Origin of the sequence: Pseudomonas sp. MPB26 (genome assembly GCF_046605355.1) — a bacterium.
Classification (GTDB): domain Bacteria; phylum Pseudomonadota; class Gammaproteobacteria; order Pseudomonadales; family Pseudomonadaceae; genus Aquipseudomonas; species Aquipseudomonas cedrina.
Window position 1 is genome coordinate 5,108,410 of record NZ_CP176793.1, and the last position, 14,590, is coordinate 5,122,999.

A 14,590-nucleotide genomic window follows, 5' to 3' on the forward strand; every position below is an offset into this window, starting at 1 on the left:
GTCCGCCATTTGGAAAACCTTAGATGAAAAAGCCTATTTTAAGCACCCCGGTAAAACTGGGTCACCACACACTCGACAACCGTATCGTGCTGCCGCCGTTGACGCGCCAGCGCAGCGCCCAGCCCGGCGATATCGCCACCGACTTGATGGCCGAGTATTACCGCCAGCGTGCCAGTGCCGGTTTCATGGTCAGTGAGGGCACGCAGATTGAACCGCGTGGCCAGGGTTATGCGTGGACGCCGGGCATTTACAGCCCGGCGCAGATCGACGGCTGGCGCAAAGTCACCGACGCGGTGCATGCCGAAGGCGGAGTGATCTTTGCCCAACTGTGGCACGTCGGCCGGGTGTCACATAACGCCTTGCAGCCTGACGGCGCTGCGCCGGTTGCACCTTCTGCGATCCAGGCGCTGCAGGCCAAGGCCTTTATCGAAACCGCGCCAGGTGCGGGTGAGCTGAAGCAGCCGCCAGTGCCGCGTGCACTGAGCGTCCTCGAGATCGAGGAGTTGATCGAGCACTACGCACAGGCGGCACGCAATGCGCTGGATGCGGGGTTTGATGGGGTGGAAATCCACTCGGCGAACGGTTACCTGGTCAACCAGTTCATCTCGGCCCACGCCAACCAGCGCGATGATCAATATGGCGGCTCCCTGGAAAACCGCCTGCGTTTCCTGCGCGAGATCGTTGAAGCCGTGACGGCCGTCGTGGGGCCGGAGCGTCTGGGCGTGCGGTTTTCACCGTTGTTCAGTGGCACCGACCAGGACCGGGTGTACATCGGCCTGGTGGAAGAAGACCCGCACCACACCTACATCGAAGCGATCAAGGTGCTGCAAGCGTCCGGCATCGCCTATGTGTCCATCGCCGAAGCCGACTGGGATAACGCCCCGGTGCTGCCCGAATCGTTCCGCCGCGCGGTGCGCGAGACCTTCAGCGGGCGGATCATCTACGCCGGCCGCTACACCGCCGAGCGCGGCGCTCAACTGGTAGAAGCAGGGCTGGCGGACTTGATTGCGTTCGGGCGGCCGTTCATTGCCAACCCGGACCTGCCACAGCGGATATTCAACGGCTGGCCGCTGAACCCGCTGCGCACGGAAGGGATGTATGGGGGCGGTATAGAGGGCTACACCGATTACCCGGTATACGCCGAGCAGTAGAAACAGATCCTGAAAGCAAAGCCGGTCAATGTGGGAGCGGGCTTGCTCGCGAAAGCGGCGTGTCAGTCAACTCATTCAGGTCTGACACACCGCATTCGCGAGCAAGCCCGCTCCCACATTTGATTTGTATTGCCTTCGGATCAACTGACCCGCAACACAATCTTGCCGATATGATCGCCACCCTCCATCCGTGCATGGGCCTGGGCGGCGTCGGTGTATTCGTACACTTTGTCGATGATCGGCAGGCAGCGCCCGGCTGTCAGTACCGGCCACACGTACTCGCGCAGTTGGTCGGCAATCGCTGCTTTTTCTTCCCTGGTGCGCGCGCGCAGCAGCGAGCCGGTGATCACGGCACGTTTGCCCAGGATGCTCAGCAGGTCCACATCATTGGCTTTGCCGCCACCGAGGAAACCGATCATCACCAAATGCCCGTCCATGCCCAGGGCCTTGAGGTTGTTGTTCAGGTAGGAGGCTCCCATGATATCCAGGATCACATCCACGCCCTTGGCATCGGTTTTCTGGGCGATGACCTCGGCAAAGTCCTGCTCACGGTAATTGATCGGCTCGGCACCCAACCCGGCAATCGCCGCGCACTTGTCGGCACTGCCGGCGGTGGCGAAGGCCTGGATGCCGAACTCGCGGCACAGCATCAAGGCGGTCGTACCGATGCCGCTGGTGCCGCCGTGGATCAATACGCGTTGGCCGGTGCGCGCACCGCCGAGGCCGAACAGGTTGGCCCATACGGTGAAGAAGGTTTCCGGCACGGCGGCGGCCTGGATCCAGTCCATGCCCTCGGGGATCGGCAGGGCCTGGCTGGCCGGCACGCTGCAGAATTGCGCGTAGCCGCCGCCATTGGTCAGGGCGCAGACTTTGTCGCCGATAGCGTATTCGCTCACGCCATCGCCCAGCGCCACCACTTCACCGGCCACTTCCAGGCCTGGAAGCGGGTTCATGCCGGGTTTCATCGGGTATTTGCCGGCGCGCTGCAAGGCGTCAGGGCGGTTGACCCCGGCGGCGTGCACGCGGATCAGGATTTCGCGGGGGCCCGCCACCGGCACATCGGCCCGGCGTGGTTGCAGCACTTCGGGGCCGCCGGGGGTGGTGATTTCGATCTGGGTCATTTCTTGTGGAAGCGTCATTTCAGATTACCTGCAGCGATGAGCGTATGGGTTGGGACCGTGTCGAGCGGCCGGCGGTTCAGCGCAATCATGCCCCATTCCAGGGCCAGGGCGACCACGATGGCGCCGGCCGCGATCATGAACAGCAACGCGTGCTGGCCGCCGCTGCTGTTGAACAGCACCGAGTAGGCGAACCCGGACAGTGCCTGGAACGTGGCAAAGGAAACTGTGGCGCGGCTCCACGCCACCTGTTGCTGGTGATGGTCGGGCAGCAGTTCATGCACCCGCGCCAGCGCCAGGGGCACGATGCCCGGCGGGAAGGAACCGAGAATCACCGCCAGCACCGCCAACGCGGCGAACGAGCCGGCGAACGGCAACAGGCCGAGCGCTATCGCCTGCACCACCAGCACCCAACGGATACTCTGGCGGGCGCCGAGTTTATCCGCAAGAAAGCCGTAGGTCACCGGCCCCACAATCGCGCCCAGGCCGTACATCACCCAGATCATTGCGCCAATGTGCGCGCCGTCGCCCAGGCCACGGGCCACGTAGTCCACCAGGAACACCATCGCCGGCACCAGGCCCGCCGCCATGAAGGCGTATTGAGCAAACAGCAGGTACACGCCGGAGGGGGTGCGCGCTGAAACGTGCGCAGGTGCCGGTGCCTGATGAGGCGTGCCGTCGGGCCAGGCAAACCAACTGGCAGCCGTCAATACCAGCGCCAACAGGCCCAGGCCAACCCAGGTCTGCTGCAAGCCCAGGCTCAACAGTGGCGGCACTAGCGTGCCGGAGCCGGCGATGCCCAGGCCGATGCCGAGGAAGATCGCGCCGCTGGCCAGGCCCCGGCGTGCCGCCGGAACATGGGGCAGCACGGTGGCGGCCACCAGAACCATGATCGCGCCCCCGGCAATCCCCGACAGCAGGCGCCAGGCGAAAAACCACAGCACCGACAGTGGGAAGCCACAGGCGAAGAACGCCAGGGTCACCGCCACCATCATGATGCGCAGCGCGGTCCTGTTAGAGGTGCGCTGGGCGATGGGTCGGCCGATCAGCGCGCCGATCAGGTAACCCACCAGGTTGGCGGCACCGAGGTAAACCACGTCACTGGCCGAAAACCACTGGGCCTGGATCAGGGACGGAATCAACGGCGTGTAGGCGAACCGTGCCAGGCCAATGCTGACCAGGCTGGCGCACAGGCCGGCGAAGATGGGCAGCCAGACTGCGCTGCGCGATGGAGCGGGGGTGTCAAACATGGTGGCTTTCCTGAAATTTTTCTCTGGTGGCCAGCATAGCTACGTTCATTGATGCAATAATGCTGCGATTTAGCGTCACAACGATGCATATATGCAGCACTGGGGAAACTTATGAATTGGGACGATGCGCGGATGTTCCTGGCGGTGTGCCGTGAATCCACGCTGCGGGGCGCCGCGCGGGTGCTGGGGGTGGATCAGGCCACGGTGGGCCGACGGATCAACGCCTTGGAAAAATCCCTGGGTGCCACATTGTTCCTGCGCACTTCCGAGGGCTACGCGCTCACCGCCTTAGGCGAAGCCGCCTTGCTCTCGGTGGAAAAGATGGAGCGCTCAGCCCTCGACCTGGAGCGCCAGATCCAGGGCCTGGACGACCGCCTGACCGGCACCGTACGGGTCAGCACCACCGACTCCCTGGCCATCGATTTCCTGATCCCGGCCATTGCCCACCTGTACGACAAGCACCCTGACGTGCGCGTGCAACTGGACGCCTCTACCCAGATCCTCAGCCTGGCCAAGCGCGAGGCCGACATCGCGGTGCGCAACCAGCGTCCGGACAACCCCGACCTGATCGCCCGACGCATCGCCCGCTGGCCGGTGGGGCTGTTTGCCGCACAGCGCTACATCGACCGTCACGGCGTGCCCGAACCTGGCAGCCTGTTCGAGGGCCACGACCTGGTGGTCTACCAGCCCTACCTGCAAAGCCACAAAGACCTGGCGCTGGCCTGCGAGCCCGTGGGCCGCGGGCGCATTGTCGCGGCCTTGAGTTCCAGCCTGCTGGTGCGCCGTGCCATCGCCGCCGGCATTGGCGTCGGGGAAATCCCGGTGTACACCGGTGAACGCGACGGGCTGGTGCGTCTGTGGCCGGAACGCACCCGGCCGCTGCCGTATGACGTGTGGCTGGTGACCCACGCCGACCTGCGCCATACCGCGCGGGTGCGGGTGGTGATCGATGAAATCGTCGCGGCGTTTGCCGGCACGCAGGAGTGAGGTCAGCACAGGCTTGCAAGCGTGCGTGGAGCGCTGTCGACACAATCGAGGTGTGTGTCAACCAACCGAGAGCACCTATGAACGAATCAAGAAGTCAGGACCTGGGGCTGTTGTTTTTGCGGGGCAGCGGGGCGCTGTTCCTGCTGTGGGTGCACGGGTTGCCCAAATTAATCGATTACAGCGAACAACTGACGCTGATCGAGGACCCTTTTCATTTGGGTGCCCACATCACGCTGTGGCTGGCGATCTTTGCCGAAGTGCTGTGCCCGCTGCTGATCATTGCCGGGGTGCTGGTGCGCCTGGCGTGCTTGCCGATCCTCAGCGTGCTGCTGGTCGCCTTGATTGTGGTGCACCCGGAATGGACGCTGTTCGAAGGGCAGTTCGGCTGGTTACTGCTGATTATCTTCACCACGTTGCTGATCAGCGGGCCAGGTCGCCTGGTGGTCAGCTCGCGTTTCTCCTGAACAAAAAAAGGCCGGGCAAGCCCGGCCGAAATAAGGAGAGGGTGGTGCAGGGTTTTCAGCGGTTGAGGAATGCCAGCAGGTCTTCATTCAGGGCCTGGGCATGGGTCACGGCGAAACCGTGCGGTGCATCCTTGTAGACTTTCAGCTCGGCGCCCTTGATTGAAGCGGCCGCCGCTTTGCCGGTGGTCTCGAACGGTACGATCTGGTCGCCGTCACCGTGAATGACCAGGGTCGGGATGTCGATTGTGGCCATGTCCGGGCGGAAGTCGGTCTCGGAGAAGGCGGTGACGCAATCCACCGTCGACTTGAGCGAGGCCAGCATCGCGATCTGCAGGGTTTGCGTCAGCACGCCTTCGGAGACTTTCTGGCCCTTGTTGATGCCGAAGAACGGCGTGTTGAAGTCAGCAATGAACTGCGCACGGTCCTTCAACAGCCCGGCCTTGATGCCGTCGAACACTTCTGTCGGCACGCCCTGCGGGTAGTCCGGTTTCTGCCCGAACAGCGGCGTGACCGCGCCCAGCAGCACCAGGCCGGCGACACGGGCGCTGCCATGGCGTGCGATGTAGCGGGCCACGTCGCCGCCGCCCATGGAGAAGCCCACCAGGGTCACTTCCTGGAGGTCCAGGTGTTCGATCAACTGCGCGATGTCGTCGGCGAATGTGTCGTAGTCGTTACCGGTCCACGGCTGGTCCGAGCGGCCGAAACCACGACGGTCGAACGCGATGGTGCGAAAGCCGCGGCTGCTCAGGTATTCCATCTGGTATTCCCACATGTCGGCATCCAGCGGCCAGCCGTGGCTGAACAGCACGGGCTTACCGCTGCCCCAGTCCTTGAAGTAGATCTGGGTACCGTCTTTGGCAACAAATGTGCTCATGGAAAACTCCTTGGGTAGCGGGGAAAACTCAGCGTCACTATTGGTGTAAAGCGTACGCCGGGCTTGTATGGGTGTGCTTGGTTGGGGTCACCAACTGAATTTAAGCTCGACCCCCAGGTAATTGCTGTCATCACCACCGGCGTCGCGCAGGGTCTGGCCGACGTCGTAGTGCACGGCTTCGACGGCGCCGGTGAGGTTGGGGCTGAACACATAGTCGGTGCGCAGTTGTGCGTAGGCACCGGTCCAGCGATCACCCTGGCCCGCCGTTGCGGCCACTGGCAGGTTGGGCTGGGTGTACACGGCATCCTCGGTGGTCTGGCGCCAGAGCAAGCCGATGGCGGTTTGCACGCTGAGCTTATCGATCGGCTTGACGGTGATCGAGGGCTTGACGTGAATCAGGTTGCTGTAGCCGGTGTAGCCCGCCAGGGAAAAGTAGTAGCCATTGGGGAACAGCGGGTTGAACGTGCCGACGCTGCCATCTCCTGCCTTACGGTCACCCGAGGCGATGTCCAGTTGCAGGCCCACGCGCGGTTTCCAGGCCAGGCTGTCGAAGGTGTAGCCGGTACGACTGCCGCCGGCCCAGGCGCGAATGTCCTTGCTGCCCACCGAACCGCTTTGCAACATCGCTTCGACGTCCCAATCAAAGCCCATGGCCGCGCCGCCCAGACGGGCGTCGAACAGGTGGCGAGTCTCGTCGCCGTCCGCGTCCAGGTAGTGCGCGGCGCTGCGCTCATACACGCCGTAGTAGGCCGACAGTTCGTTCTTGCCACCCACCAGGCGCTCGACCCGCACCAGGTGAAAGCGCGCGTCGCTGTTGGACTTGTCGTCGAAATGCCGTTCGTCCTGATACTGCACCGGCTGGCTGGCAATGCCGATGAAGCGCCAGTTGGAGGTTTCCCAGTCGGCCCACAGCGCATCGAAGGATTGCCGCACATTCGGGCCGTCCCGCGATGAGATGAAGCGCTGCAGGTCGAAGGCGAAATCCTGGCGCCCGACGCGTGCCTTCAGCGTGCCGCTGCTGAAGGCATTGACGTACTCGGCAAAGGCCAGGCGCAGGTCGACGCGGTTCTGGTCGGCGCCGCCAATCGTGGTTTTGTCGTAGGCGCGCACGTCTTCGAGTTGGGTGAACACCCGCCAGTTCCGGGTCAGATGCAGGTCGGCATGCACCTGGAAACGCTGGATCAGGTAGCGATCGCGCTTCACGTCGCGTACGCCGAAACCACTGGCATCGTTCATCTCGAAGCGCTCGCGTAACGTCGCGCCCAGGGACAGATAGGTGAACGGGTCGGCACTCGACAGCGGGATGTACTTCAAGTTGTCCAACGGTTGCGTGCGCAGCGCCGGGTTTTGCAGCGCCGACCAGTCTTCCTGCCAACGGTTGGCCTTGATCGCCGGGCGTGTCGCTTGCGCGTCGGCGTGGACGCTGCCGGCGAGCAGCGGCCACAGCACGGCCAGGCTCAAGCCTGCGCGACGCTTCATTTTGCCGCGTTGAGCTGATGAATTTCCGCGACGTAGCCGCCCGGGAACTCGACCAATGCGCTGCGCCGGCCTTTGCTGTCGAAGGCGGGCACCAGCACTTTGGCGCCGGAGCCGGTGGCCTTGCCCAGGGTGGCCGTCAGGTCAGCCACTTGGTAACCGGTGGTCTCGTGGCCGAACGGGTAGGGCAGTTGACCGTTGGTGACCAGCACCGCCATGCGCCCGAACGGCGACTCGATGTCGACACGGCGATAGCTGCCGCCGGCTTGGCCGATATCGACGCCAGGGGCGTGCTTGTCATCGGCCAGGACTTTGCCGTGGGAAAAGCCCATAAAGGCTTTGATAAAGGCGTCGGCACGGTCTGCGCTGAGGTACACGCGGTTTTCCGGCACGGTCTGGAACGCCGCGTAATCCGGGGTCTTGGTGTGCCAGTAGAGCTGCATGTTCACACCGCCCGGCCACTGCACCACCGCATCACGCCCGATCGGGTCGGGGAAATCGCTGACGATCACCGCCGCACCGTTTTCACGGGCGGCCTTGAGCGCGACGTCCATGTCCTTGACCAGGTAGCCATTGCGCTCCTGGCCGAACGGGTGCGGGATCGGCGTGCTGAAACCAAACAGCGACACCGTGCCGGCCGGGGTCTGCAGCAATTGCGAGGTGGTGCTGCTCGGCACCGGCAGCACATTCACCACCACTTGGGCGGTGCTTTTGCCACCAAAGGTCGCCAGGAAACTCTGGGCAAAGCGGTCGACATCGGCCGGCGCGACGTAGACGTGGCTGGTGTCGTATTGCGGCGCCACGGCCACCGCGGGTGTTGCGGCGAATGCGCTGCCCATGATCTGCCCGGCCAGCAAGGTCAGGGCCAGGGAAACCTTAATTACGCGTTTACACATGCTTACTCTCCAGCGCTATGCCTAGGATCGAAAGCCGTGAGCTTAGGGATGCGCCAGCGGGGCGAATTGTACAGGCGTGCTTGATTGAACGATTCAGCGTCCAGGCCGGTCATCTGACTTCCAGCATCCGATTTCACAGGTGAACGAAATGGCCAAGACTTACAGCTACGCCGCCCAGAACGCCAAGGATTCCCTCAAGCCTTTCACCTTCGAGCGCCGCGCGCCGGGGGCGGACGACGTACAGATCGATATTCTCTATTGCGGTGTCTGTCACTCCGACCTGCACACCGTGCGCAACGAGTGGAACAACACCCTGTATCCCAGCGTGCCCGGCCACGAGATCGTCGGTCGCGTCACGGCGGTAGGCAGCAATGTCAGCAAGTTCAAGGTCGGTGATTTGGCTGGCGTGGGTTGCATGGTCGACAGCTGCCAACAGTGTGCGTCTTGCGCCGAAGGCGAAGAGCAATATTGCGAGAACGGCTTTACCGGCACCTACAACGGTCCGGTGTTCGGCGGTGAAAACACTTTCGGCGGCTACTCCGACAGCATCGTGGTCAAGGAGAAGTTCGTACTGCGCATCTCCCACGACGACGCCAACCTGGCCGCCGTGGCGCCGCTGCTGTGCGCGGGCATCACCACGTATTCGCCGCTGCATCACTGGAAGGTGGGCCCCGGCAAGAAAGTCGGTGTGGTCGGCCTCGGTGGCCTCGGCCATATGGCGGTGAAAATTGCCCATGCCATGGGTGCCCATGTCACGTTATTCACCACCTCGCCCAACAAGCGCGAAGACGGCCTGCGCCTGGGCGCCGATCAAGTGGTGGTGTCGAAGAACCCGGACGAAATGGCCAAGGTCGCCAACAGCCTGGACTTCATCCTCAACACCGTCGCCGCGCCCCACGACCTCGACGCCTTCCTCAACCTGCTCAAGCGCGACGGCACCATGACCCTGGTCGGCGCACCCGACAGCCCGCACCCGTCGCCAACGGTGTTCAACCTGATCTTCAAACGCCGCAGCCTGGCGGGTTCGTTGATCGGCGGTATCCAGGAGACCCAGGACATGCTCGATTTCTGTGCCAGACATGGGATTGTTTCGGATATTGAGATGATCGATATCCAAGGCATCAACGAAGCGTATGAGCGCATGCTCAAGGGTGATGTGAAGTACCGGTTTGTGATTGATATGGACAGTTTGAAAAAGGAAAGCCAGGTCGCGTGATCGCACGAGCGGCACTGCCCTATGGGGAGCTGTCGAGCCCCGGCGAGGCTGTGAAGGCGGCGGTACATGCTGGCATGTTCATCGCCTGACCCACCGCTTTCGCAGCCTCGCTAAAGCTCGACAGCTCCCACCGGGGATCGGCTGTGTACGCTGGATTTGCGGTTTAGCGGCGGGCGCAATATCAGCAGCACCGCAACTCAACTGTGGGAGCTGTCGAGCCCCGGCGAGGCTGCGAAGGCGGCGGCATTGCTGGCATTTTCTTCGCCTGACACACCGCTTTCGCAGCCTCGCTGGGGCTCGACAGCTCCCACAGGGGATTGGCTGTGGCAAGTTGGACTTGCGGTGTTGCGGCTGACGCCATTTTCAGCAGCATCTCAGTTCAAATGTGGGAGCTGTCGAGCCCCAGCGAGGCTGCGAAAGCGGCGGTACTGCTGGCATTTTCATCGACTGACACTCCGCTTTCGCAGCCTCGCTAAAGCTCGACAGCTCCCACAGGGGATTGGCTGTGTACGCTGGATTTGCGGTCTAGCGGCGGGCGCAATATCAGCAGCACCGCAACTCAACTGTGGGAGCTGTCGAGCCCCAGCGAGGCTGCGAAGGCGGCGGTACTGCTGGCATGTTCGTCGCCTGACCCACCGCTTTCGCAGCCTCGCTAAAGCTCGACAGCTCCCACAGGGGACCGGCTTTTGTGGGTTGGATTTGCGGTGTGGCGACTGGCGCCCTTTTCAGCAGCACCGCAGCTCAACTATGGGAGCTGTCGAGCCCCAGCGAGGCTGCGAAAGCGGCGGTACTGCTGGCATTTTCATCGCCTGACACTCCCCTCTCGCAGCCTCGCTAAAGCTCGACAGCTCCCACAGGGGATTGGCTGTGTACGCTGGATTTGCGGTCTAGCGGCGGGCGCAATATCAGCAGCACCACAGCTCAACTGTGGGAGCTGTCGAGCCCCAGCGAGGCTGCGAAGGCGGCGGCATTGCTGGCATGTTCGTCGCCTGACCCACCGCTTTCGCAGCCTCGCTAAAGCTCGACAGCTCCCGTGCCATCTTCGGACAATAGGTCGATGGCGGGGTGATGAAGGTTTTGCTCGTTGAGGTCTTTGAAATGGCCCCATCCACACAAATACGACATCAAGTCTGCGATCAACGATTCTGCCAGCCGGTTGTTGTCCTGGAGCAGGTCCTTGTTTTTGATCTCGATGTAATGCTTGAAGACGGCCAGTGCCAGGGACAAGCGGTCAAGTTGCGTGTTGCGTGTTGCGAGCGTTATGCGTGTGATCCATGGCGAGCCGTGCCGCTGCAAAGTGAGCGCGCAGTTTGTCAGGCGTGAAAGCCCAAAAGCCATGCCTATAAGTCCACACTCACCCAGCGGGCCCGCGGCGCTTGATCCGTCAGGGCCGCTGCGGCTTCACCGACGTACCGAACGTGTTGCCCATGCGCACACTGGTCGCCGCCGGGGTGGATAAACCCACCGCGTTCGGCGGCCGTTTCTCGATGGGGATGTTTTGCGCTTCGCGGTTTTTGCTGGCGGCCTTGGTCGCGTTTGTGTCATTGCCCATCTGCTGGCTCAGGCAACCATAGTTGGGTGCCTTATACCCATCCACCGTGACTTCGGCGCAGCTGTCGGCGTGGGCGAGCAAGGGCAGGGCGGCGCACAGCGTCAAGCTGGCAAGGGTCGGGAACAGGTTCATCGGGCCTCCTGGCGGGCCCGTAGGAGTGGCCCGGTAAGGCTTGAAAGTCTAGCGCAGCGGGCCTCTCGTCACCGTGATGTTTTTTTTGCTATCACCGTAACATCAGATTCATAAACTGGCCTCAGGATGACGGTTTTCTAGGGCGCGTCGGCCGTGCAGCAATGCAGAGCAGGGGGTGAATGGGGAGTGTGGAGGCGCGCCGCATGCGCCCTGGTCTTGCTGTTGCTGCTGGCTGGCGGCCGTGCGGCGCAGGCAGAGTCGCCGTTGTTGACCTTGGATTTGCCGGCGCAAGATCTGGAACACGCCCTGCAAGCCTACAGCAGCGCCACCGGGATGGCGGTGCTGGTGGACCGCGAATTGACGCGGGGCCGGCGCTCCATTGGGGTGCGCGGGCGTTTTACGGCGCAAGAAGCACTGACGATGTTGCTGACAGGGAGTGGCCTGATGGCACGTTATGCACGCAGCGATGCGTTCACTTTGCAGGCGCCGCAGCTCAGCCAGCCGCCTCCCACCAAGGGCGCGGCGGCTCGCAACGCCGCGCGGATCAACAACAGCTACGCGACGGCGTTGCAGCAAGCGATCGAGACCAGCCTGTGCCGTTCCCCCTTGACCCGCCCCGGCAGTTTCCGGGCGCTGGTGCAGGTTTGGGTGAACCCGGACGGGGTGATAGAACACAGCCGGCTGGTCAGTTCCACCGGCGATGAACAACGCGATGAAGCACTGGTACGCAGCCTGGCAACGGCACGGGTGGAACGCCCGGCGCCGAGCTCACTGCGTCAACCGGTGACTTTACTTCTGATGCCTGACACAACGGGAACACGCATGGAATGCACAGCAGCAAAAGGAGCCTGGGGCGGATGAAAAATACCGGGCACAGTCCGATGGTCAGCTTGTTCCTGGCCTCCTACGAAGACTTCAAGGTGCGTTTGCGCAAGCGCCTGGGCTCGGAAGACCTGGCCAACGACGTGCTACACGAAACCTACCTGCGGGTCGATCGCATGGACGTGCCGGCGAACCTGCAACAGCCCAATGCCTACCTGTATCGCATGGCCTTGAATATCGCTGCCGACCGCCGTCAGGCCGACGCGCGCCTGCTCACCGGCAGCGAAGTGCAAGAGCTGCTGCAAAGCGCCGACGAAGCCCAGGACCCCTCGCGGGTAGTGGGTGGCCAGAAAGAAATCCAATCCCTGGTCAAGGCGCTCTACGAACTGCCGGCACGCCGCCGCAAGATCCTCATCGCCGCCCGCCTGGAAGAAGCGCCACACCTGGAAATCTCCCAGCGCTTCGGCATTTCAACGCGCATGGTCGAGAAGGAAATCAAGGCCGCCCTGGGCCATTGTGCCAAGCGCCTGGAAAGAAAAGTGATTCAGCGGTTCGGTCCCGGGGCCGGAAAACCGTCTTAGTGTCGAGTCCCTGATAAATCCGTGAGTATGTGCGCGCTTGAATATCTTTAACCTCTCCACCGTCCGGCCATCCGCCGCCAGCCCCCTGCATGATGAGGCCCGCGATTGGCTGGTCCTGCTGACGTCGGGCCGGGCCACCGTGGCCGATGCCAAGGCCCTGAAAGCCTGGTGCGCCCAAAGCCCGGAGCATGCCCAGGCGTTCGAGCAGGCCAAGATGTTGTGGAAGCAGTTGGCGCCGGCCCTCGATCAAATGTCGCAACCGCGCAGCTTCGGCCGGCGTGCCTTCCTGGGCGGTGCGATTGCCGCCTCGGCGGCCGTAGTGATGGTGCGCGTCGGCGTGCCGGGCGGCTTTGCCGGGCTTACGGCTGACTACCGCACCGAGGTCGGCGAGCAGCGCCAAGTGCGGTTGAGCGAGGGCGTGAGCCTGGAACTCAATACCCAGACGCGCATCAGCCGGGTCGGGCAGGGCATTGAATTGTTCGAAGGTGAAGTCGAGGTCGTCGCCCACGTTGCGCAACCGCTCAGGGTCCAGGCCGGCGCGGGCTGGGTGAGCGCGGCCCAGGCGCGCTTCAATGTGCGCAACACCGACCAAAATGTCTGCGTGACCTGCATCGAAGGTTCGCTGTCGGTGGACATTGCCGGTCGCAGTGTGCGTCTGGACGGTGGACGGCAACTGACCTATGGCGCTACCGGAGTCAGTGAAGTGACCACGGTGGACACCCAGGCCGTGGTGGCCTGGCGTGAACAGGTGCTGGTGTTCAACAACGCCACGCTGGCGACGGTGGTGGATGAGATCAACCGCTATCGGCCGGGGATGCTGGTGTTGTTGAATAAACAACTTGGCCAGCGCCGGGTGCAGGCGCGGTTCAGCTTGCAGCAACTGGCGGGCGTGGCGTTGTTGATTCGCGATGCGTATGGCGCCAAATGTACGGAGTTGCCGGGTGGGGTGGTGTTGTTGAGTTGACTCACTTTAACGGCCCCACCACCTGCCGATACTTTTCCACCCCCTGTGGCGTCTGTCGTACCAGCTTGATCTCCAGCCCCGTTGGATCTTCACGCCGATTGCCACTCAACTGCCGCCAGCCCTTGTCCGTCTCCCATACGCGCACCTGCAAGTCGCTGACCCCCGTCAGCACCACCACTGCGTCTTTCGCCGCCGGCAGCGGAAACCGGTCGCGTGCCGGCGCGGCTGCCCGATACAGCGAATCGCCCTTGAGCCACCAGCGCACCCGTTGCAGCCCGTCCCCGGCAACCGGGGCGCTGCGGATCACATCCAGGCGAAAGCCCTTGCTGTCGGAACTGCGCACCGTGACCGCCGCCAATCCCTCGTCGCTCGGTGCATCCGGGGCCGTCAGTTCAATGCTGGCCCGCAAGCTGATATCGCGCTGCATCTGGTTCAGCGCGCGCAGCAATACCTCGGTCTGCTCGGTACTGGCCTGCAGGTGCTGGTCGGCGCGGGTCACGCTGTCGAGGCCGCGCCAGGCGATCAGGCTGACCAGCGCCATCAGCATGATCGCCACCATCACTTCGATCAGGGTGAAGCCTTGCTGGGACCGGTTCATGGCAGGGCTTCCACGCGCATCAGGCCGGCGGCGTCGCGGCGCAGGCTGAGGCTGTGTTGCCCGTCGGACAACACCACCCGCAGCGGTGGGTTGATCCATTCGGCGTTGAGCACCAGGGTTTGCCGGGGTTCGACAGTGACTTGCATCGGTGTGCTTTCCCATAGGCGCGGGCGCAGTTGGCTGTCGCCCTGGAAGGCTTCCACGCTCGTTCCATCATCACTGCGGCGGTTGAAGCGAAAGCCCTTGGCGTCGGCGCGCCAGGTAATAGGGCGGCCGTCGGCGTGGGCTTCGGCCTGGGCGACTTGCAGCAGTTGGCTCAGGCGCTCGGCATCCTTGCGCAGCAGGTGCAGCGGGTCGGGCTTGATGGTGAGGCTGATGGCGGCGCTGGCGATGCCGATGATCACCAGCACCACCATTAGTTCGATCAGAGTGAAGCCTTGCTGTTTCATCGCGCGTTCCCTGGAAACTGGGGAGTGTGTGAAATAAAAGCGTGCGAATTGACCCTGTAG

Annotated in this window: 16 protein-coding genes; 7 read left to right on the forward strand and 9 right to left on the reverse strand. The window is 63.2% G+C overall.

The genetic code is table 11. The annotated features are described in order from the left end of the window. Positions 1-23: 23 nt before the first annotated feature. Positions 24-1,151, forward strand: a complete 1,128-nt coding sequence (locus ACLH0H_RS23500) for an alkene reductase (RefSeq protein ID WP_411379843.1) — start codon at positions 24-26, stop codon at positions 1,149-1,151. A 140-nt stretch (positions 1,152-1,291) separates the two neighbouring features. Here the strand turns inward: ACLH0H_RS23500 and ACLH0H_RS23505 are convergent, their stop codons facing one another. Both ACLH0H_RS23505 and ACLH0H_RS23510 read right to left on the reverse strand, forming a co-directional pair. Then, positions 1,292-2,290 carry an NAD(P)H-quinone oxidoreductase gene (locus tag ACLH0H_RS23505; RefSeq protein WP_411379844.1) on the reverse strand — a complete coding sequence of 333 codons (999 nt, stop codon included), beginning with the start codon at positions 2,288-2,290 and terminating at the stop codon, positions 1,292-1,294. Beyond that, a complete protein-coding gene (locus ACLH0H_RS23510) occupies positions 2,287-3,519 on the reverse strand; it encodes a YbfB/YjiJ family MFS transporter (RefSeq protein WP_411379845.1) in 1,233 nt (410 codons plus the stop codon). The genes ACLH0H_RS23505 and ACLH0H_RS23510 overlap by 4 nt, the downstream gene beginning before the upstream one ends. Before the next feature lie 111 nt (positions 3,520-3,630). On the opposite strand from ACLH0H_RS23510, the gene ACLH0H_RS23515 reads away from it, so the two are divergent. Next, positions 3,631-4,506: a LysR family transcriptional regulator gene (locus ACLH0H_RS23515; RefSeq protein WP_411379846.1), complete on the forward strand. Its 876-nt coding sequence runs from the start codon at positions 3,631-3,633 to the stop codon at positions 4,504-4,506. Between the two features lie 77 nt (positions 4,507-4,583). Further along, entirely contained in the window at positions 4,584-4,970 is a 387-nt protein-coding gene (locus ACLH0H_RS23520; protein WP_411379847.1) for a DoxX family protein, read from the forward strand. A 55-nt stretch (positions 4,971-5,025) separates the two neighbouring features. Here the strand turns inward: ACLH0H_RS23520 and ACLH0H_RS23525 are convergent, their stop codons facing one another. The 3 genes from ACLH0H_RS23525 to ACLH0H_RS23535 all read right to left on the reverse strand — a co-directional run bounded on the left by ACLH0H_RS23525 (position 5,026) and on the right by ACLH0H_RS23535 (position 8,216). Further along, the gene (locus ACLH0H_RS23525; RefSeq protein WP_411379848.1) at positions 5,026-5,844 is read right to left on the reverse strand and encodes an alpha/beta fold hydrolase; all 819 of its coding nucleotides are present in this window, start codon (positions 5,842-5,844) and stop codon (positions 5,026-5,028) included. Positions 5,845-5,931: 87 nt separating this feature from the next. Continuing rightward, a complete protein-coding gene (locus ACLH0H_RS23530) occupies positions 5,932-7,323 on the reverse strand; it encodes an alginate export family protein (RefSeq protein ID WP_411379849.1) in 1,392 nt (463 codons plus the stop codon). Beyond that, a complete protein-coding gene (locus ACLH0H_RS23535) occupies positions 7,320-8,216 on the reverse strand; it encodes a VOC family protein (protein WP_186690427.1) in 897 nt (298 codons plus the stop codon). Before ACLH0H_RS23535 ends, ACLH0H_RS23530 begins: the two co-directional genes overlap by 4 nt. A 148-nt stretch (positions 8,217-8,364) precedes the next feature. Between ACLH0H_RS23535 and ACLH0H_RS23540 the strand changes: the two genes are divergently transcribed. Then, entirely contained in the window at positions 8,365-9,432 is a 1,068-nt protein-coding gene (locus ACLH0H_RS23540; RefSeq protein WP_411379850.1) for an NAD(P)-dependent alcohol dehydrogenase, read from the forward strand. Between the two features lie 1,014 nt (positions 9,433-10,446). Here ACLH0H_RS23540 and ACLH0H_RS23545 read toward each other — a convergent pair. Both ACLH0H_RS23545 and ACLH0H_RS23550 read right to left on the reverse strand, forming a co-directional pair. Continuing rightward, the gene (locus ACLH0H_RS23545) at positions 10,447-10,770 is read right to left on the reverse strand and encodes an SMEK domain-containing protein (protein WP_411379851.1); all 324 of its coding nucleotides are present in this window, start codon (positions 10,768-10,770) and stop codon (positions 10,447-10,449) included. 46 nt (positions 10,771-10,816) lie between these two features. Next, on the reverse strand, positions 10,817-11,116 hold the full coding sequence (locus ACLH0H_RS23550) for a hypothetical protein (RefSeq protein ID WP_411379852.1): 300 nt from the start codon (positions 11,114-11,116) through the stop codon (positions 10,817-10,819). A gap of 216 nt (positions 11,117-11,332) precedes the next feature. Between ACLH0H_RS23550 and ACLH0H_RS23555 the strand changes: the two genes are divergently transcribed. Genes ACLH0H_RS23555 through ACLH0H_RS23565 form a run of 3 tightly spaced genes read left to right on the forward strand, consistent with a single transcriptional unit; the run spans position 11,333 to position 13,483 of the window. Further along, on the forward strand, positions 11,333-11,977 hold the full coding sequence (locus ACLH0H_RS23555; protein ID WP_411379853.1) for a TonB family protein: 645 nt from the start codon (positions 11,333-11,335) through the stop codon (positions 11,975-11,977). Further along, positions 11,974-12,519, forward strand: a complete 546-nt coding sequence (locus tag ACLH0H_RS23560) for a sigma-70 family RNA polymerase sigma factor (protein ID WP_076954299.1) — start codon at positions 11,974-11,976, stop codon at positions 12,517-12,519. The genes ACLH0H_RS23555 and ACLH0H_RS23560 overlap by 4 nt, the downstream gene beginning before the upstream one ends. Positions 12,520-12,556: 37 nt before the next feature. Further along, on the forward strand, positions 12,557-13,483 hold the full coding sequence (locus ACLH0H_RS23565) for a FecR family protein (RefSeq protein ID WP_411379854.1): 927 nt from the start codon (positions 12,557-12,559) through the stop codon (positions 13,481-13,483). Between the two features lies 1 nt (position 13,484). Here the strand turns inward: ACLH0H_RS23565 and ACLH0H_RS23570 are convergent, their stop codons facing one another. Both ACLH0H_RS23570 and gspH read right to left on the reverse strand, forming a co-directional pair. Next, the gene (locus ACLH0H_RS23570) at positions 13,485-14,081 is read right to left on the reverse strand and encodes a type II secretion system protein GspJ (protein WP_411379855.1); all 597 of its coding nucleotides are present in this window, start codon (positions 14,079-14,081) and stop codon (positions 13,485-13,487) included. Beyond that, positions 14,078-14,530, reverse strand: a complete 453-nt coding sequence (gene gspH / locus ACLH0H_RS23575) for a type II secretion system minor pseudopilin GspH (protein WP_411379856.1) — start codon at positions 14,528-14,530, stop codon at positions 14,078-14,080. The genes ACLH0H_RS23570 and gspH overlap by 4 nt, the downstream gene beginning before the upstream one ends. Positions 14,531-14,590 lie beyond the last annotated feature (60 nt).

Coding starts and splice junctions, on each gene's coding strand:
- ACLH0H_RS23535 (WP_186690427.1), bottom strand. CDS start 8,216: ATGTGTAAACGCGTAATTAAGGTTTCCCTGGCCCTGACCTTGCTGGCC.
- ACLH0H_RS23510 (WP_411379845.1), bottom strand. CDS start 3,519: ATGTTTGACACCCCCGCTCCATCGCGCAGCGCAGTCTGGCTGCCCATC.
- ACLH0H_RS23570 (WP_411379855.1), bottom strand. CDS start 14,081: ATGAACCGGTCCCAGCAAGGCTTCACCCTGATCGAAGTGATGGTGGCG.
- ACLH0H_RS23525 (WP_411379848.1), bottom strand. CDS start 5,844: ATGAGCACATTTGTTGCCAAAGACGGTACCCAGATCTACTTCAAGGAC.
- ACLH0H_RS23550 (WP_411379852.1), bottom strand. CDS start 11,116: ATGAACCTGTTCCCGACCCTTGCCAGCTTGACGCTGTGCGCCGCCCTG.
- gspH (WP_411379856.1), bottom strand. CDS start 14,530: ATGAAACAGCAAGGCTTCACTCTGATCGAACTAATGGTGGTGCTGGTG.
- ACLH0H_RS23530 (WP_411379849.1), bottom strand. CDS start 7,323: ATGAAGCGTCGCGCAGGCTTGAGCCTGGCCGTGCTGTGGCCGCTGCTC.
- ACLH0H_RS23520 (WP_411379847.1), top strand. CDS start 4,584: ATGAACGAATCAAGAAGTCAGGACCTGGGGCTGTTGTTTTTGCGGGGC.
- ACLH0H_RS23515 (WP_411379846.1), top strand. CDS start 3,631: ATGAATTGGGACGATGCGCGGATGTTCCTGGCGGTGTGCCGTGAATCC.
- ACLH0H_RS23540 (WP_411379850.1), top strand. CDS start 8,365: ATGGCCAAGACTTACAGCTACGCCGCCCAGAACGCCAAGGATTCCCTC.
- ACLH0H_RS23500 (WP_411379843.1), top strand. CDS start 24: ATGAAAAAGCCTATTTTAAGCACCCCGGTAAAACTGGGTCACCACACA.
- ACLH0H_RS23505 (WP_411379844.1), bottom strand. CDS start 2,290: ATGACGCTTCCACAAGAAATGACCCAGATCGAAATCACCACCCCCGGC.
- ACLH0H_RS23545 (WP_411379851.1), bottom strand. CDS start 10,770: ATGGCTTTTGGGCTTTCACGCCTGACAAACTGCGCGCTCACTTTGCAG.
- ACLH0H_RS23560 (WP_076954299.1), top strand. CDS start 11,974: ATGAAAAATACCGGGCACAGTCCGATGGTCAGCTTGTTCCTGGCCTCC.